Genomic DNA, 17,517 nt, shown 5'->3' with positions numbered 1-17,517 from the left:
CGTCACCGATGACGGTCGAGCGACGAAGGACGGAAAGTCGAGGCGGACGTCATGAGCGAGACAGGCCACGGTGCGAAGGAGCGTCGCTCCGGCGCCCGACGACTACGGGGCACTCTTCTGCGCCCGGCGACGTTCATCCCACTGGCCATCCTGGTGATCGTGGTGGGCGCTTGTCTGGCGGCCGGTCTGATCACCTCGGCCCCTCCCAACACCGGGGACCTGACGCAGGCGCTCCAAGGGCCCAGCGGCAGTCACCCCCTGGGCACCGACGAGCTGGGACGCGACATCCTGAGCAGACTGCTGCACGGCGGCCTGGTGTCGCTCGGTGACGCCCTGCTCGTCGTGGTCGTCACCCTCGCCGTCGCCGTACCTCTGGGGCTGCTCGCCGGCTATCTGGGCCGCTGGTTCGACCGCGCGGTCATGACCGCCGTGGAGATCGGCATGGCGATCCCGGTGATCATCCTGGTGCTGGTGGTGCTCTCCGTCTTCCAGGACCACTTCTCGATCGCGCTCATCGCCCTGGCGCTGCTGCTGGCCCCGCCCATGGTCCGCAACATCCGCGGGCCCGTGCTCGCCATGCGGAGCGAACTCTTCGTGGACGCGTCCCGCGTCGCGGGTGTGCCCACGAGCAGGATCGTCGCGCGCCACGTCTTCCGCCGGGTCCTCGGACCCATCCTCGTCCAGGCCACCTTGATGTGCTGCATGGCCCTTCAACTCACCGTCGCCCTCGCCTACCTGGGCTTCGGTACCACGCCGCCCAACCCCACCTGGGGTTCGATGGTCGCCGAGGGCGCCCAGTTGCTCAGCCGCGACCCCCGACTGCTGCTGATCTCCGGCGGCGTGATCGGTGTCGTCATCCTCTGCCTCGGTGTCCTCGGCGACGTCATCCGCGACGCCACCGTCGGCAGCTGGGGGCGGGCCGAGGCGGCCCCGGCCATCAAGCTCAAGCCGGCGGCGGCCGTCCGGACCGAGGCGGCCCCGGCGGGCACCGGCGGGCCCGCCGCCACGACCGTCCCGCCAGCGACCCGTGACGCCCTGCTGTCCGTCCGCGACCTGACGGTGAGCTACCGCCGCTCCGGCCAGGACGTCGCCGTCGCGAGCCGGGTCAGCTTCGACATCGCTCCGGGGGACGCGGTCGGCCTGGTCGGCGAGTCGGGCTGCGGCAAGACCTCCGTCGCGCGGGCGCTGCTGCGCATGGGCGGCCGTATCACGGACGGTGCCCTCACCTTCGACGGCCGTGACGTGCTGGCCCTGGAGGGCAGGGAGCTCGCCGACTACCGCGGCGGCTCGGTGGGCTACGTCTCGCAGGAGCCGATGACGGCACTCGACCCCACCATGCGGGTGGGCGCCCTGCTCGCCGAGGTGGTGCGCCGCCACGAGGACGGCCGCCCGGACCGCGCGGCGGTCCACGCGCGGGTCCTCGAACTCCTGGAGATGGTCCAGCTGCCCGACCCGGCCCGGACGGCCCGGCTGTTCCCGCACGAGATGTCGGGCGGCATGGCGCAGCGCGTCTCCATCGCACGGGCACTGGCCGGACGGCCCCGGATCCTGGTGGCGGACGAGCCCACGACGGCCCTCGACGTGACGGTCCAGGCCGGCATCCTCGAACTGCTGCGCACCCTCCAGGCCGAGACGGGCATGGCGCTGGTGCTGGTCAGCCACGACTGGGGCGTGGTGGCCCAGGTGTGCCGGCGCACGATCGTGATGTACGCGGGCCAGGTGGTGGAGGAAGGGCCGCTCGACACCCTGCTGACGACGCCCGCCCACCCCTACACCAAGCAGCTCATCGCCTGCCAGCCGGGCCGCGACACGCTGTCCGACGCCGGTCTTCCGACGATCCGCGGCTCCGTGGCCGACCCCTCGACATGGACCGGGACGACGGGCTGCCGTTTCGCGGCCCGCTGCCCCTACGCGACGGCCGAGTGCGAACTCGGCACGATCACCCTCGAACCGCTCGACGCGACCCATGGATCGCGCTGCGTCCACAGCGTCGCCGTGCTGGAAGGAACCGTGGAACATGCCGGCTGACGACGACGTCCTGCTCAGCGTCCGCAACCTCACCGTGCGGTTCGGAACGGGCCGGCGCACCACGACCGCCGTCCGCGACGTCAGCTTCGACCTGCGGGTGGGCGAGACCCTCGGCCTGGTCGGTGAGTCGGGCTCGGGCAAGACCACCGTCTCCAGGGCCCTGCTGGGCCTCGTCCCCGTGGCCGAGGGCCGGATCCTCTTCCGGGGGGAGGACATCACCCACCTCCGGGGCAGAAGCCGCCGGGCCCTCGCGCAGGACATCCAGGTCGTCTTCCAGGATCCCTACGGCTCGTTCAACCCCTTGCTGAAGGTCTCCCAGAGCCTGCGCGAGGGACTCGAAGCCGCCGGCGCCCCCCGTGCGGAGGCCCACCGGCGGATGACGGACCTGCTCGACCGGGTCGGGCTCCCGCACAGCGCCGCCGACACCTTCCCGTCCCAGTTCTCCGGCGGACAACGGCAGCGGCTCGCGATCGCCCGTGCGCTGATGCCGTCACCGTCCCTGGTGATCTGCGACGAGGCCGTCAGCGCCCTCGACGTCTCGGTCCAGGCGCAGGTGCTCAACCTGCTGCGCGAACTGCGCCGCGACAACGACCTCAGCTACCTCTTCATCGGCCACAACCTGCACGTCGTGCGCTACATGTCCGACCGCGTGCTCGTCATGTACCGGGGACAGCTCGTCGAGCAGGGCGCGGCTGAGGACGTCGTCGCCCGCCCGCGGCACCCCTACACCCGCGCGCTGGTCGCCGCGATCCCGGAGGCCGCCGTCGACGCGCCCCGGGTCACCCGCGCCCCGCAGCGCGGGCGGCCGACGGGCCCCGGCGAGGCGGCGGGATGCCCCTTCGCCCCGCAGTGCCCCGACGTGATCGACCTCTGCCGCACCGAGGCTCCGCGACTGCTGGAGCACTCCGACGGACGCTCCGTCGCGTGCCATCGCAGCGGCGAACTGCCCGCCGGCAGCGAAACCCACAGCGAAACCCGCAGCGAAACCGCCAGCGAAACCCTGGGCGAAAGGAAACAGACAGCGTGAGCGCCACCCTCACCGGCCGCATCGGCGAACTCCGGTCGGGAACGACCTACACCGTGGAGACCACCACGGCGACAGACCATCTGACGATCCCCGCGGGTGTACGGCTGGTGGCCCCCGAGGGCCGTCAGCTGACCCTCACCGTGGACGGCGTCCACCGCGACGTGGTACCCGGCGAATACCGCGGCGAGGTCGTGCTCAGCGTGACCGAGTCCAACGTCGTCGACTTCTCCTTCATGAACATCGCCTACCAGCAGCACCTGGCGCAGGCCCTCTACCTCGACCAGGACGGCGTCGTACCGGCCAGGTCGGTGCTCGCCGCGGCACCGGGCGCCACGTACGAGGAAGGGGTGCTGGCCGATGTCGCCATCGTCTCCCAGGGCTCACTGCTGGGCGGCGTCTACGCGGCCGGCGGACGCCACGTCGTCCGCGGCGCCGACATCACGCTCGACGGCGACGGCGGCGACGACTTCACCGGCTGGGGCGCGGGCGTGGTCTCCGCGGGCAAGGGCACCAGGCTCGTCCTGGAGGACGCCACCATCCGCACCCACGGGGTCATCCGCACCGCCGTGCTGGCCGACCAGGGCAGCGACCTCGTCGTGAAGAACTCCGACCTGCGCTCCTCGGAAGGCGTCCTGCCCGACGACTACGTGCCCAACCCCGAGTTCGGCACGATGAAGAGCGTCCCCTGGATGCTGGGCCTGGACGGCAACTGCCGCACCACCCAGCTCCTGGGCGACCACGGCTCCGCGACGTACGTCAACTGCCACCTGGAGACGGAGAAGTGGGGGGTGCTGTCCAACGACATCAGCAGCGGGGCACGCCTGACCACGATCAACAGCACCGTCGTCGTCACCGGCGACAGCGGCTACGGCGCCTACGCCCTGGGCGGGGCCACCCACCGGCACTACGGCACCGAGTTCCGGGTCCGTGACTACGGCATGATCATCGATGTCGGCGGTGACACCGTCATCCTCGGCGCCAGCGACGCCGCGTCGGTCGCGGCCGTGGACGAGGAGCTCGGACTCGGCCTCACCGCCGAGGAGTCGGCCGCCCTCGCACCCCGCCCGACCACGGTCCGTTCCGACCGCTTCGGCGTCATGCTGCACGCGAGCGTCGACATGGAGGCGCCGGTCGCGCAGGTGCACGTCCGCGACGGCGCCTCGTTCGAGACCGGCAAGGCGGTCTTCCTGGTGAAGGGCGTACCGGCCCGGATCACCGTGGACGGCGGCGCCGGGACCCGCCTGGCGTCGGCGGACGGTGTCCTGCTCCAGATCATCGACAGCGACGACCCCGGCCCGCGCCTCGGACCGGACGGCGGTCTCGTCAACTCCGGTGTGTACCACGAGAAGCCCGGAGACCCGAGCCCTGTGGAGGGGTTCGACGTGACCGAACGCCACGAGCGCGACGTCCGGGTGTCCTTCACCGAGGTCACGGCCAGCGGCGACTTCTGCAACGGCTGGTTCAACGGCACCGGCCCCCAGCGCATGGGCGGCGAGACGGGCATCGCGCCCGAGCCCGAGCCGAGCGGGAAGAACCTGGTGCTCGACCTCGACCGGTGCACGCTCAGCGGGGTGATCTCGTCGACGGTCGCCAAGCACGCCAGGCCCACCATCGGTGCGGCGGACTGGCGGCTGATCGGTGAGGTCACCAACACCGTGGCACCGGCCGTGAACAACGGGGTGATCGTCTCCCTGACGGAGACGACCTGGACCGTGACCGGCACGTCGCACCTGACCGGCCTCACCCTCGACGAGTCGTCGCGCGTCGTCGCCGCCTCGGGCGAGGTCCGCTTCACCGTCGACGGCGTGGAGGTGCCGCTCAGGACCGGCTCCTACCGGGGAGCGATCACCGTCTCACCGGTGTGATCCGATACCACCGGCCGGCCTTCCGGACCTGGTCACAGGGTCCGAAAGGCCGGCTTCGTCATACGGCCGAAGCGGCGTCGACCCTGCCGGGACGTCACAGCACGGACGTCACAGCACGGACGTCACAGCACTGCGCCCCGCCGCTCGACACGACGGGGCGCAGAGGGACTTGGAGGGACTCAGGGGCCCTTGAGCGGATCACCCGGTGGAGGTCCGGGCGGTGGTGCGGTCCAGCAGTTCGATCAGATTGCCCTCGGGGTCGGCCACGTAGGCCATGCGGACCCCGGGGTCGGGTGAGGGCCTCGGGCTCATACGGTCCGTCGCGCCCGCCCCGATCAGCGCGCCGTAGGCTTCGTCGACGTTCGTGACGTCCAGTGCGATGTGCCCGAATCCGCGGGTCAGCGCGGCCTCCAGCGGGCCGGACACCTGAAGTCCGGCCCCGTTGCCGGCACGGTGGATCAGTTCTATCCGGTGACCGTGCGGGCTGTGCAGCATGGTGCCGCGCAGACCCACCTCCGGGACCTCGAACCTGAACTCCGTCCCGAGTCCCAGAGCGGCCGCGTACCACTCGCTCATCGCCTCGAGATCGGCGACGTTCAGGCCGACGTGGTCCAGGCGGCCGGCGGCCGGCCCGCTCACGCCACCACCACCGTACGGACGTTGGTGAACTCGCGGCTGCCTTCGGCCGAGAGCTCCCGGCCGTAGCCGCTGCGGCCGATGCCGCCGATCGGCAGCCGCGGATCGGAGGCCACCACGGAGTTGACGAAGAGGGCGCCCGACCGGATGCGCCGGCCCACCGCGAGCGCGTGCTCGGTGACGCCCCACACGGCACAACCGAGCCCGAACGCCGTGTCGTTGGCCAGTTCGACCGCGTGCTCGTCGTCGCGGGCCCGGACCACCGCCGCCGCGGGCCCGAACGTCTCCTCGACGAAGGCGGTCATGCCCGGGGTGACATGGTCGAGGACGGTCGGCGCGACGAAGTTGCCTGGCCCGTCGAGCGCCTCGCCACCGGTCACCAGGGTGGCGCCCTGCGCCACGGTCTCCTGGATCTGGCGCAGCAGGCCCTCGCGCAGGTCCGCCCGGGCCATCGGGCCCAGCGTGGTCGCCGGCAGGGTCGGGTCGCCGACCTTCAGCATCCCGACCCGGTCGACGAAGGCGGCGACGAACGCGTCGGCGATCGCCTCGTGCACGATGAACCGCTTGCCCGCGATGCAGCTCTCACCGACGTTCCCGAAGCGGGAGGTGACGGCCGCCGCCGCCGCGGCCTCGATGTCCGCGTCGGCGAGCACGACGAACGGGTCGGAGCCGCCGAGTTCGAGCACGGAGGGCTTGACGGCGGAGCCGGCGACCGAGGCGACCGCCGTTCCCGCCCGCTCGCTTCCGGTGAGGGTGACCGCGGCGATCCGCGGGTCCCGGATGATCAGCTCGCTGACCTCGGGCACGTCCGGCGCCGCGACGACCACGGACCGCAGCAGCCCGGGCGGCGCGCCCGCGTCGGCGAACAGCTCCTCGATCGCGAGGGCGGCCCCGGTGACGTCCGGGCCGTGCTTGAGCAGCACGGCGTTCCCGGCGGCGACGGCGCCCGCGCCGAACCGGATCACCTGCCAGAACGGGTAGTTCCACGGCATCACCGCGAACACGACGCCGAGCGGCTCGTACGAGAGCCACGAGCGCGACCGGCCGGCCTCGACCTCGTGGTCGGCGAGCCATTCGGGAGCCTTCTCGGCGACCACCGAGCAGTTCCAGGCGCACTTGTCGATCTCGGCGAGGGACTCGGAGATCGGCTTGCCCATCTCGGCGGTGATCAACGCCGCGTAGTCGTCGCGGCGTTCGAGCAGCAGCTTGCCGATGTCGCGCAGCAGGGTGAGGCGTTGCGCGAGCCCGGTGGCACGCCATCGCGCGGCGGCGGCGTGGGTCTGGGCCAGCGCCCCCTCGACGGCTGCCCGGTCGTGGGTCGCATAGCGGCCGAGCACCTCGCCCGTGGCCGGGTTGCGGGTGACGACCTCTTTCTCGGTGGGAAACACCATGGTCGATCAGGTCTCCTGACGTACGCGGCGCCGCGCCGGCGGGACGGGGGGAGCCGCGTCCTCGGCGGGCACGATCTCGTTGCGGATGGTGCCGAGGCGGTCGATCGACATCTCCACCACGTCCCCGATCTGCAGGGGCGGGGGGTCGAGCGCGCCGGTGCGCCCCCAGGACTCGGCGAGCGAGCCCGAGGCGCAGGTGCCGGAGGCGAGCACCTCGCCGGCCTTCACCCACGACGCCCGCGACGCGTGCGCCACCATGTGCTCGAAGGACCAGCCCATGTGGCCGGACCGGTCTGATCCGACGCTCACCCCGTTGACCTTGACCGTCATCCCGAGGTCCAGAAAGCCGTCGCTGTCCCGGCAGCCGTCCAGTTCGTCGGGGGTGACGATCCAGGGACCGATCGTCGTCGCGAAGTCCTTGCCCTTGGAGGGGCCGAGCTTCAGCGTCATCTCCCGGCTCTGGATGTCCCGGGCCGACCAGTCGTTCATCACGCAGTAGCCGCCGATGGCCGCCCTGGCCTGCTCGGCGCTCGCGTTGCGGACGTCACGGCAGATCACGGCCGCGATCTCCAGCTCGAAGTCGAGGCGGGCGGTGTCGGGCGGCATCGCGATGCCGTCGTAGGGGCCGGTCACCGCGTGCGGTGCCATGAACAGGAAGACCGGGGCCTCGTACCAGGCCTCGGGCGGGCCGGGGTTTCCGTGGCCCCGTTCCATGCCGTCGACGTGCGCCTCGAAGGTGAGGAAGTCGCGCATCGCCACCGGGTAGACCGGCGGCAGCAGCACGAGATCCCTGAGGCGGATCCCGTCCGCCTGCGCGGCCGTGTCGGCCGCCGCCTCGCGGCTCGCGGCGTCCGCGGCGAGCATCGGCACCATCTCGGTGCCGGGCGGGAAGGGATGGATCCACCATTCCGATCCGTCGCCCACCACCAGCCCGACGTGGCGCACGCCGGGGGGCTCGGTGCGGCGACGGAAGGCAGCCAGCTTCACCGAGCCTCAGCCGATCGTCTCGTAGAACGCCCGCTCACGCTTCGCCAGCACGGGGATCGCCCGGCCGTGCCCGTACTCGGCGAAGTGCTCCGACGCGCCGTGCGCCTGGTACGCGGCCTCGTCGTCGTAGATCTCGAACAGGCGGAAGACGCCCGGCTCTTCGGGGCTCTCGTACGCCTGGTAGAAGCGGTTGCCCGGCTCCTGGCGCGAGGGCGGCGTGAGTTTCTCGATGGCATCCCGGACGACATCCTCCTGTCCCGGCTGCGCGGTCCAGATCGCCGTCACGACGTAGGCCATGGGTGACTCCTTCGAAGGGGCAGTGATTCGCGTGGGTCGCGAGTTCCCTCACAGTAGGACCGGTTCTCATCCCCTTCATAAGCGCTGGTGGCGATGGCAGGCATCACGCTCACGGGGGCCATCGAACGGCGATGCCAGGTATCAGTCGGTGCAGGGTTCTCCCCCCGGCCGACAGGGGTGAGTGTGTGACGCGTCACGCAGTCAAGGAGGGACCCCACATGCCCCATTCGCAGACTCGCCGCGTCCTGATCGTCGGTGGCGGCATCACGGGCGGAGTGCTCGCCCTCGCCCTGAGGAAGCGGGGCGTCGAGGTCGTACTGGTCGACCTGCGCACCGACCTCGGCGGCGTCGGCCACGGCATCACCTTGCAGGGCAACGCCCTCAAGGCCTTCAGGTCGGTGGGCATCTACGACCGGCTCGCCGCGCACGCCTACGCCTTCGACAAGGTACGCCTGCGCCACGCCGACGGCACCCTCCTGACGGAGATCGACACCCCGGCGATGGGCGGCGCCGAACTACCGCCCACCATGGGCGCGTTGCGTGGCGACCTCGCGGCCATCATCGCGGCCGACCTGCCGGCGGCAGGTGTCGACGTGCGGCTGGGCACCACCGTCGAGGACTTCGAGGACACCGGCGACGGCGTCACGGTCGAGCTGTCCGACGGCACCCGGGAGAGAGTCGACCTGCTGGTGGGCGCCGACGGCATCCGCTCCAAGGTCCGCGGGATGATCGGCATCACCGACCTCCCGACCCCGGTCGGGATGGGCATCTGGCGCACCGTGGCCCGCCGCCCGGAGGCCATGGACTGCTCCGAGCTGTACTACGGCGGTCCCAAGTTCAAGGCCGGCTACACCCCGATCTCCGACGAGCTCTGCTACGCCTTCCTCATCGAGGGCAACCTCGACCGCTCGTTCGTCGGGGAGGGCCCGAAGGGCGCCGTCCTCAAGGAGCGGGGCCAGGGCTACGGCGGCACCTGGGGCCAGGTGCGCGACGGCATCGCGGACGACGCGATAGTGAACTACCAGTGGATCGAGGCGATGCGGGTCGAGTCCCCGTGGTACCGCGGCCGTACGATCATCATCGGTGACGCGGCCCACGCGTGTCCACCGCTGATCGCGCAAGGGGCGGCGATGTGCGCCGAGGACGCCGTCGTGCTGGCGGAGATGCTCACCGGCGGCGACAAGACCGACGACGTGCTGCCCGCGTTCATGGCCCGCCGCTTCCCCCGGGTGCGGATGGTCCTCGACAACAGCCTCCGGCTCGCCGAGTGGGAGATCCACCCCGACACCCCGGGCGCCGACCCGGGCGGGGTCATGGGTGAGACCCTGCACGCCGTGATGGAGGAGGCGTGAGCGCGCCCACGCCGCACTTCGACGGCGAACTCCTGCTGCGCGGCGACGCCGGCTTCGACGAGGCGGCCGTCGACCGGATCTTCAACCGGCGGCTGCCGGAACGCGTCCCGGCAGCCGTCCTGCGGGTCGCCGGCGAACGCGACATCGTCAACGGCGTCCGGCTGGCCCGCGAGCGCGGCTGGCAGGTGGCCGTCCGCTCCGGCGGCCACAGCTGGGCGCAGTGGTCGCTGCGCGAGGACGCCCTGGTGCTCGACCTCGGCGGCTTCAAGGAGATGTCGTACGACCCCGGGACCCAGGTCGTGCGGGCGACCCCGGCCGTGCGGGGCGGCCTGGAACTGGCGCCCTACCTCGCGGAGTACGGCCGCTTCTTCCCGGGCGGCCACTGCCCGAGCGTGGGCCTCGGCGGCTTCCTGCTCCAGGGCGGCCAGGGCTGGAACGCCCGCGGCTGGGGCTGGGCCGCGGAGTACGTCACGGCCGTCGACGTCGTCACGGCCGACGGCGAGCTGGTCCGTGCCGACGCCGAGCACCACAGTGACCTGTACTGGGCCGCCCGCGGCGCGGGACCCGGCTTCCCCGGCATCGTCACCCGCTTCCACCTGCGGACCCTGCCCGAGCCGCGCCACCTCGCCCACACGGTGCAGGGCTTCGGACTGAGCGACTTCGACGAGGTCATGACGTGGCTGCACACCCTCCACGGCACCGTCGCCGACACGGTCGAGATCGTCGCCCTGACCAAGACCGACCCCCACCTCGGCGACGAGCCCGTGCTCCTGGTGACCGCCGTGGCGATGGTCGACGACGCCGACGAGGCCGACCGGGCGCTCGCCCCGTTCCGCACGAACCCCGCCCTGGAGCGGGCCCTGTTCGTCGTCGACAACGAACCGACCACGTTCGAGCGCGAGCGGGAGCACCAGCTCGCCGCGAACCCGGAGGGCCACCGCTGGGCGGTCGACAACGCCTGGATCTCCGGATCACCCGCGGACGTCGTCGGGGCCGCGCGCCGCGTCTACACCACCCTGCCCACCGCGAAGTCGTTCACGATCTGGTTCAGCATGGCGCCGCTGCGTGAACTGCCCGACATGGCGTTCTCGCTGCAGAGCGAGATCTACCTCGCCAGCTACGTGCTGTGGGAGGACGAGGAGGAGGACGCGCGGAACCAGGCGTGGCTCGCGGCCGCGATGGCCGAACTCCAGCCGGTCACCGTCGGCCAGTACCTCGGCGACTCCGACCTCGCCCGCCGCCAGCTGCGCTTCGTCTCCGACGCGTCGTGGGAACGCCTGCGGAAGATCATCACCGTACGCGACCCGGACGGCCTGTTCGTCGGGTACCTCGCCGGCCCGGACGGTGCGGCCAACGCCAACCACTGGCAGGCGTAGCACGGCGGCCGGAGCCCACTGTGGGGTGGGCTCCGGCCGCCGGTCAGGCGGCGCCGCGGGCCTGTGCGAGGTCGGCCCGCACGGTTCCGGTAGCCGCGAGCTCGTCGCGCACGGCGTCGAGGCGGCCGAACAGCCAGCGGTGCGCCGGGTCGGCCAGCCGGTCCTCGGCGAACCAGTAGTTCTCGGTCAGGAGCACCTGCCCGAACGGAGGCTCCACCGTGACCAGCCGGCTGGACGGGCGTATCAGCATGCACGCGAGCCTCTCCGGCACGACCGCCACCATCTCGGTCCCCTCGATCACGAACGGCAGCGGAAGATAGCCGTGGACCTGCAACGCCACCCGGCGCTCGATGCGCAGCTCGCCGAAGATCCGCTCGTCCGCCGTGACTGCACCCGGCCCGTAGGACGAGATCGCGTGCGGCAGTGCGGCGAGATCGTCCAGGGACAGGCAGCCGTCGCTCAGCCGCGGGTTGCCACGGTCGGCGATGACGACCAGACGGTCCGTCCACACCGGGCGCGACATGCCCGGAAAGCCGTGGCCCGTCGGCACGATCAGCACGTCGTTGTCGACCAGGATCCGGTCGGAGAAGGCGGCGTGGGCCTCGAGGTGGCTGATGTCGAGACGCACGCCGGGCGCCTCCGCCTCGACCAGACGCACCAGCGGCTCGTGCACCACGGCGATCGCGTAGTCGCTCATCGTCAGACGGAACGTGCGCCGGCTCCTGGCCGGGTCGAACTCGTCCTCAAGGTCCAGCGCGCAACTGATGAGCCGCACGGCCCGCTGTACCTCGGGCAGCAGGTCCTTGGCGAGGGGCGTGAGCTCGTACTCGCGGCCGTTGCGGACCAGGAGTTCGTCGTCGAAGCGCCGGCGCAGGCGGGCCAGCGCCGCGCTCATCGCGGGCTGCCCGACATCCAGCCGACGGCCGGCCCGCGTGACGCTCCCTTCCTCCAGCAACACCTTCAATGGGAGCAGCAGGTTGAGGTCGGTACTGCCGAGCGCCATTGCTCGCCCCTTTCTGGCCGGCTGCCCGCCGCCTCCTGGAGGGGCGGGCAACGTATTCGCATATAGTCACCGCGACAGGGAGATGACGTAATTGGCTGTTCATGAGAATCATGTGAGGGAGCGGTTGCGGGAAGTCGACGCGAACCTTCTCCCGGCCCTGCACGCCCTGCTCGAGGAACGCAATCTCACGCGTGCCGGCGAGCGCATGACCATGAGCCAACCCGCCATGAGCGGCGCGCTCAACCGGCTGCGCAGACATTTCGGGGACGACCTCCTGATCCGCGACGGCCGGGGATTCCAGTTGACCCCGCTCGCCGCCCGGCTCCAGCCGGTGGTGGCCGAGGCACTCGAAGGCGCCGAGGCACTACTGGGCAACGAACGCGCGTTCGATGCCGCCAGGAGCAGGAAGCGGTTCAGTGTGACGATGTCGGAATACGCCATGACCGTTCTCGCCGAGCCGCTGACCCGGCTGCTCGCGCGGCACGCGCCGGGCTGCACGATCGCGCTGGACCCGCTCGATGTCCGCCGCGACCAGGTCGAGGCTCAGCTCATGCGCCGGGACCTCGTCATAGCACCGCTGGGCTACGAGTTTCCCGGACGCGTCCAGCCCGTCTTCACCGACGAGCTGGTCTGCCTGGTCTCGCGAGGCCACCCCCGGCTGCGTGACGGGGCGCTGACCGCTGAGGACCTGCTGGAGATGCCGCACGCCGTCGCCGAGTTCGCCGCGGCCGGAGAGCACCTGCGCCCGCTGGAGATCGAACTCGGGAAGCTGGGCCTCGCGGACCGCACCGTGCTGGTGCGCGTGACCAGCCTGCTGCCCCTGCCTTTCGCGGTCGCCGGGACGGACATGTGCGCCTTCGTGCCGTCCCGGCTCGCGCGGCGCTGCCTCGACGTGCTCGACCTGGTGGTGGCGAGGACGCCGGTGGAGACGGTCCACATCACCGAGGCCGCCCACTGGCACCCGCGCCGGGAGAGCGACCCGGGCGTGGTCTGGCTGCGCAAGCTCCTGTACGACGTCGCGGTGGAGGTCGAGGACGCCGTCGCGTAGCCGGGACGGAACGGAGGTCAGTCGCGCGGTCCGCCGTGCATGAGTCCTTCGAGACCGCCCGGCAGCGAGGCCGCGAGATCGTGCTCGAACTCGCCGTCCACGAGGACGAAGACGACGCGCGCCGTCACCGTCCCGCGGTTGGCCCAGGCGTGGTCGGTGCCCCGCTGCACCACGATGTCGCCGGCGCGCAGTGTCACCTCGGAGTCCTCGAGGATGAGCGTGATCTCGCCGTCGAGGACGATCCCGTAGTCGATCGAGGCCGTACGGTGCACGGGCGACTGGAGTCCCGCCTCGTCGAGAAAGCCCGGCGCGAACTCGTTGACGCGGATCTTGGTGCCGTGCCGCGGGGGCGGTACCGCCAGGGGGCGCTCGGTCGGCTCGTCCGGCTCGACCCCGGTGATCCTCGCGGGCGCGCCCTCGGTGTTCCAGACCTCGTGGAAGGCGACGCCGTCCTCCGGGATCTCCCGGGTGACCGGCACCGGGGCGTCGCTCAGGACGACCGACACCCCGTCGGCGGTGTGGCCGGTGACCACCCGGCGGGGAACGGTGTAGTTGCTCATCGAGAGAATTCCTCCACGGTCATTCGCCGACGGTCCACGGTGAGGTGCTGCCCGCCGGCTGGATCTGCATGAGCCGGTGCTCGCCCTGGATCCTGCCGTCGAAGAAGCGGTACACCTCGGCGGTGCTCAGCACAGCGGGCACCGGCTTGCTGAGCGGGATGTAGGGCAGCGACAGGTCCCGGCCGACATTGGGGTCGAAGCTCGGGTCGCTGTCCGCGTTCTCCCGGCGGGACTGGTTGTCCAGCAGCATCGACTCCGGCACGAACGCGGTTTCGAGGATGGGGTACCACCAGTAGAAGCTGGGGTACGTGTGCCCGGGCACCATGCCGAGGCTGACGACGATGCCCTGCACCTCGTCGACCAGGATGCGGGCGTGGTCGTCTGCCGGGCGGTCGGCCATCAGGTCGCAGCCGAGGCCGATGAGCTCGGCGTGCCTCGACTTGTCCGGGAGCAGACTGGCGTAGCCCGGCTTGTCGTACTCCTTGGGCAGCGCGTGCTCGCGCTCGACGCGGGCGAACATCTCCTTGGTCGCCCATGGCAGCAGCTCGCGCATCTTCTCGACGGTGATGTCGCCCATGACGCGCTCGCCGTTCTCGACCAGGTACCCCTCCTGGGAGGTCTCCGGGGTGCCGAGTCCGGGGTCGAAGACGCACCGGGCGATCTCGGTGAGCCGCTCCCGCGACGCCTTCTGCGCGTCGGGGACGGAGGCTGTCCACTCCTTCGGCATGTTGCGCAGCCCTGTGGGGTCGAACATGAACCCCGAGTCGCCGTTGGACCGGCACATGTACAGTTCGATCTCGGTGATCAGCTCGTCCTCGGCCTTCAGCCGCCCCCACAGGAGAGCGGGCACGCCGCCCTCGTCGACCTCGGCGGTCACGAACACCTGCTGCGCCGGGGTGTCGATCACGTACTGGAAGTCGGCCGGTGCCTTGTAGCCGGTGACGGTGCGCCAGATGTCGGCCATCCCCGGCGACGACGGCCCGTTGTTCTTCGTCATGGCATACGTTCGCGCCAGCGGCAGCAGCGTGGCGTCGCGCTTCGCCATCGACTCCAGCAACAGGTCGGCCAGACTCTTCAGTCTCTCGCGGTCGAGTGTGGGCATGGGTCCCGTCTCCAATCACCGTGTGTCACGTGACAGTCAGCCGCAGCCACGTGGCACCGGCAACCCTCCCGGCCATCACCACCACCGATCTCAAACATCGCGCGACGCGTCTGGCCCGACGGCGCGCGGTGAGGTTTGCAGGGGCCGTGGCGAGCCGGACCGGCCGTACCCGCGCCGAGGACGTCCGCGACGCCGTCCCAGGCCCGCACGACGCAGCCGACGCAGGGAAAACCGATTGGGTGCGGCTCTTCCTCAGTGAGCTGGTGATGCCGTGCGCCGTTGCCGTGCGTGCGCGGACGGCGGATCGTCGTGTCCTGGGACGTGGTCTTGGAGGCGGCGATGGTGTCGTGGCTGGAGGAGCTCGAGCGGCGGGAGGCGGCTGCTCGGGCCGAGATCAGTGAACTTCGCTCGCGGATGGAGGAGTTGGCTGGTCGTCTTGCCGAGCGGGAGGCTGTGCTGTCCCGGCTGGAGATCACACGGGAGACGATGACGGAGATCCTGTCCGGCGAGGGGGCGGTGACAGTGTCCGTGGACGAGGCCTCGGGGGAAGTCCCGGTGTCGGTGGAGCGGAGCGGGATCGCCGGTCGGGGTGCGGCTGGTGCCGCCGTGGGAGCCGGGGGTTGAGGCGGATGTGCTGCCGCGTTCGTACCGGGACATGGTCGAGGTGTTGCAGGACGCGGTGCAGCCGATGCGGGCGCATCATCTGTGTGCCGCGCTGGGGTTGTCGACGGACAAGAACAAGGTGGAGGTGTTCCGTTCGAAGCTGAAACGGCTGGTGGAGCGGGGCTGGCTGGCCGAGGACGAGCCGGGCCTGTTGGCGTGGGTGGTGCGCGGCGGGCGGGCGCGGGTGCGCCGGAGCGGGAAGCCGCAGCCGGCGAGCGGCGTCGCGCCGGTGTGGGGGCGGGCTCTCGTCCCTAGCGTCGATGGTGCCAACCAGATCGCCACTGTCCGAAGACGAGAGCCCGATGAACGCAGCGTATGAAACGGCCGCGGCGGCTGACCCCTTTGCCCGCGTGTTTTCTTCCCTCACTTCCCTGGCCACTCGCCTGTCCAGTCCCGAAGCACTCACCGCGACGCATGAACGGGTTGAGGCTGATGTCGAAGCGGGCTCCCGGGAGCTGGGCCGGCTGCTCCTGCAGGCCCATCTCGAGTGGCGGGCCCGCCGTGAGGAGGACCACCTGTCCGCCCTCGGTCCGCAGGAGCGGGCTGCGCTCGCCGGCGGCCGGAGCCGGCTGGAGAGGGGCCACCGGCGGCAACTGGCCACCGTGCTGGGGCCGGTGACCGTGACCCGGTGCGCTCTGCGCGGCGCGGGCATGGCCAATCTTTACCCCGCCGACGCCATGCTGGGCTTGCCTCACGGGCGGCACAGTCTGGGACTGCGCCGCCTCGCGGTCCTCGAGGCGGCCCGCGGTTCCTACGACACCGCGCTGGAAGCGATCGACCGCAGCTGCGGGGGTCGGATGGTGGGCAAACGCCAGGCGGAGGATCTGGTGCGGGCCGCGGCCGTGGACGTCGCCGCGTTCTATACGGCACGCACTGCCCACCCGGCCCTGGCCGGGTGGCTGCTGGTGATCAGTGTCGACCAGAAGGGAATCGTGATGCGCCCGGGCCACCTGCGCGAGGCCACCGCGAAGGCCGCCGCCAGGGCCCGGCGCACCTTCCGCACCCGGCTGTCGACCGGGGAGAAGTCCTGCCGCAAAAGGATGGCCACCCTCGCCGTCGTCCACGACGCCGAGCCCGCAGTCCGCCGCCCGCACGACATCATCGCCCCGCCCGGCGGCCGCACCGGAGACCGTACCGTCCGCAAAGGACCTGTCGCGCGGGCGAAATGGCTCACCGCTTCCGTGCGCGAGGACGCCGAAACGGTCATCGCCGCCGCGTTCGACCAGGCCGAAGCCCGCGACCCCGAACACCACCGGACCTGGGTGGTGCTGGTCGACGGCGCCGCCCACCAGATGGAGTTGATCCAGACCGAGGCCGCCCGTCGCGGCGCCACGATCCACATCGTCCTCGACATCGTGTGATCGAGAAGCTGAAGGCGGCCTCGCGGTGTTTCCACACCGCCACCGATCCCGCGGCCGAGGACTGGGTCGGCATCAAGGCCGCCCGGATCCTGGCCAGCGACGCCCCCGGCGCCGCCCGCGACATCCGCACCGAAGCCGACCGCCACCACCTCGGCGACGACCAGCGCGCCGCCGCTGACAAAGCGTGCCGATACCTCGAGAACAACGCCGACTTCGTCCACTACGACCAGGCCCTGGCAGCGGGCTGGCCGATCGCCAGCGGCGCCGTCGAAGGAGCAGCCCGCCACCTGGTCCCCGACAGACTCGACATCACCGGCAGCAGGTGGACCGTCCCCGGCGCCGAAGCCGTCCTCACCCTCCGCACCGTCATCAGCAACAGCGACTTCCCCGACTACTGGATCTTCCACGCCCGGAAAGAGCACGAACGGCTCCATCCCTTACCCGACCAGCACATATACACACTTCAAGCCTGACGCGGGAACTCACTCAAACAGAGCCGCACCCTTCCCACTCCGCCGGCGGGCTGGCCGAGCTGGCTGGAGTGGGCGGCAGACACATGGCCCTCGTGCACCGACAGCTGACCCGGCCGGCCCGCCAATCGATCACCAACCTTCGGTCATAACGCTCAACCTTCGCTGCGAGAGGCCATGTACTCGCCTCCGCCTCGCGGCTTCCGGTCCCAGAAGTGCCCGATAGCGTCACCGGCCGTGGGGACCAGCGGAACAGCCGGGAGTGTAAATCTAACGGCGGATCTGACGATCATGAGAGAGACGTCAAGTGACTGATACCGCCGTGGAGTTGAAGACCGTGGAGCCTGTCGA

Annotated in this window: 15 protein-coding genes and 1 pseudogene; 9 read left to right on the top strand and 7 right to left on the bottom strand. The window is 71.1% G+C overall.

All coding sequences use genetic code 11. The annotated features are described in order from the left end of the window. Positions 1-51: 51 nt before the first annotated feature. From ACFY6U_RS51740 to ACFY6U_RS51730, 3 genes are read left to right on the top strand one after another with little or no spacing between them, the layout of a single operon-like run. On the top strand, positions 52-2,028 hold the full coding sequence (locus ACFY6U_RS51740) for a dipeptide/oligopeptide/nickel ABC transporter permease/ATP-binding protein (protein WP_390050077.1): 1,977 nt from the start codon (positions 52-54) through the stop codon (positions 2,026-2,028). Continuing rightward, positions 2,018-3,055 carry an ABC transporter ATP-binding protein gene (locus ACFY6U_RS51735; RefSeq protein ID WP_390050075.1) on the top strand — a complete coding sequence of 346 codons (1,038 nt, stop codon included), beginning with the start codon at positions 2,018-2,020 and terminating at the stop codon, positions 3,053-3,055. The genes ACFY6U_RS51740 and ACFY6U_RS51735 overlap by 11 nt, the downstream gene beginning before the upstream one ends. Then, positions 3,052-4,920: a hypothetical protein gene (locus tag ACFY6U_RS51730; protein WP_390050073.1), complete on the top strand. Its 1,869-nt coding sequence runs from the start codon at positions 3,052-3,054 to the stop codon at positions 4,918-4,920. The genes ACFY6U_RS51735 and ACFY6U_RS51730 overlap by 4 nt, the downstream gene beginning before the upstream one ends. Before the next feature lie 198 nt (positions 4,921-5,118). On the opposite strand, the gene ACFY6U_RS51725 is transcribed toward ACFY6U_RS51730, so the two are convergent. From ACFY6U_RS51725 to ACFY6U_RS51710, 4 genes are read right to left on the bottom strand one after another with little or no spacing between them, the layout of a single operon-like run. Further along, complete coding sequence (locus tag ACFY6U_RS51725) at positions 5,119-5,559, bottom strand: VOC family protein (protein ID WP_390050071.1); 441 nt, start codon at positions 5,557-5,559, stop codon at positions 5,119-5,121. Then, positions 5,556-6,947, bottom strand: a complete 1,392-nt coding sequence (locus ACFY6U_RS51720) for an aldehyde dehydrogenase family protein (RefSeq protein WP_390050069.1) — start codon at positions 6,945-6,947, stop codon at positions 5,556-5,558. The genes ACFY6U_RS51725 and ACFY6U_RS51720 overlap by 4 nt, the downstream gene beginning before the upstream one ends. Positions 6,948-6,953: 6 nt before the next feature. Next, positions 6,954-7,934: a fumarylacetoacetate hydrolase family protein gene (locus ACFY6U_RS51715; RefSeq protein WP_390050067.1), complete on the bottom strand. Its 981-nt coding sequence runs from the start codon at positions 7,932-7,934 to the stop codon at positions 6,954-6,956. Between the two features lie 6 nt (positions 7,935-7,940). After that, positions 7,941-8,231 carry a putative quinol monooxygenase gene (locus tag ACFY6U_RS51710; protein ID WP_390050065.1) on the bottom strand — a complete coding sequence of 97 codons (291 nt, stop codon included), beginning with the start codon at positions 8,229-8,231 and terminating at the stop codon, positions 7,941-7,943. A gap of 218 nt (positions 8,232-8,449) precedes the next feature. On the opposite strand from ACFY6U_RS51710, the gene ACFY6U_RS51705 reads away from it, so the two are divergent. Both ACFY6U_RS51705 and ACFY6U_RS51700 read left to right on the top strand, forming a co-directional pair. Then, positions 8,450-9,583: an FAD-dependent monooxygenase gene (locus ACFY6U_RS51705; protein WP_390050063.1), complete on the top strand. Its 1,134-nt coding sequence runs from the start codon at positions 8,450-8,452 to the stop codon at positions 9,581-9,583. After that, positions 9,580-10,959, top strand: coding sequence for an FAD-binding oxidoreductase (locus ACFY6U_RS51700; RefSeq protein ID WP_390050061.1), 1,380 nt, complete (start codon positions 9,580-9,582; stop codon positions 10,957-10,959). The genes ACFY6U_RS51705 and ACFY6U_RS51700 overlap by 4 nt, the downstream gene beginning before the upstream one ends. Positions 10,960-11,002: 43 nt before the next feature. Here the strand turns inward: ACFY6U_RS51700 and ACFY6U_RS51695 are convergent, their stop codons facing one another. Further along, the gene (locus ACFY6U_RS51695; RefSeq protein WP_390050059.1) at positions 11,003-11,962 is read right to left on the bottom strand and encodes a LysR family transcriptional regulator; all 960 of its coding nucleotides are present in this window, start codon (positions 11,960-11,962) and stop codon (positions 11,003-11,005) included. 124 nt (positions 11,963-12,086) lie between these two features. Between ACFY6U_RS51695 and ACFY6U_RS51690 the strand changes: the two genes are divergently transcribed. Continuing rightward, positions 12,087-13,010, top strand: a complete 924-nt coding sequence (locus ACFY6U_RS51690; RefSeq protein ID WP_330351314.1) for a LysR family transcriptional regulator — start codon at positions 12,087-12,089, stop codon at positions 13,008-13,010. A 17-nt stretch (positions 13,011-13,027) separates the two neighbouring features. On the opposite strand, the gene ACFY6U_RS51685 is transcribed toward ACFY6U_RS51690, so the two are convergent. Next, positions 13,028-13,570: a cupin domain-containing protein gene (locus ACFY6U_RS51685; protein ID WP_390050056.1), complete on the bottom strand. Its 543-nt coding sequence runs from the start codon at positions 13,568-13,570 to the stop codon at positions 13,028-13,030. Positions 13,571-13,589: 19 nt separating this feature from the next. Further along, positions 13,590-14,672 carry a hypothetical protein gene (locus ACFY6U_RS51680; protein ID WP_390050054.1) on the bottom strand — a complete coding sequence of 361 codons (1,083 nt, stop codon included), beginning with the start codon at positions 14,670-14,672 and terminating at the stop codon, positions 13,590-13,592. A gap of 309 nt (positions 14,673-14,981) precedes the next feature. Between ACFY6U_RS51680 and ACFY6U_RS51675 the strand changes: the two genes are divergently transcribed. The 3 genes and pseudogenes from ACFY6U_RS51675 to ACFY6U_RS51665 all read left to right on the top strand — a co-directional run bounded on the left by ACFY6U_RS51675 (position 14,982) and on the right by ACFY6U_RS51665 (position 17,169). Next, the gene (locus tag ACFY6U_RS51675; protein WP_390050052.1) at positions 14,982-15,296 is read left to right on the top strand and encodes a hypothetical protein; all 315 of its coding nucleotides are present in this window, start codon (positions 14,982-14,984) and stop codon (positions 15,294-15,296) included. Positions 15,297-15,327: 31 nt separating this feature from the next. Then, complete coding sequence (locus ACFY6U_RS51670; RefSeq protein ID WP_390050050.1) at positions 15,328-15,654, top strand: hypothetical protein; 327 nt, start codon at positions 15,328-15,330, stop codon at positions 15,652-15,654. Beyond that, a pseudogene (locus tag ACFY6U_RS51665) lies at positions 15,638-17,169 on the top strand (ISKra4 family transposase). Before ACFY6U_RS51670 ends, ACFY6U_RS51665 begins: the two are co-directional and overlap by 17 nt. Positions 17,170-17,517 lie beyond the last annotated feature (348 nt).

It is taken from the genome of Streptomyces sp. NPDC013157, assembly GCF_042899865.1.
Taxonomy (GTDB): domain Bacteria; phylum Actinomycetota; class Actinomycetes; order Streptomycetales; family Streptomycetaceae; genus Streptomyces.
The sequence above is the reverse complement of the archived record's forward strand: the minus strand, read 5'-3'. Positions and strand labels throughout refer to the sequence as shown.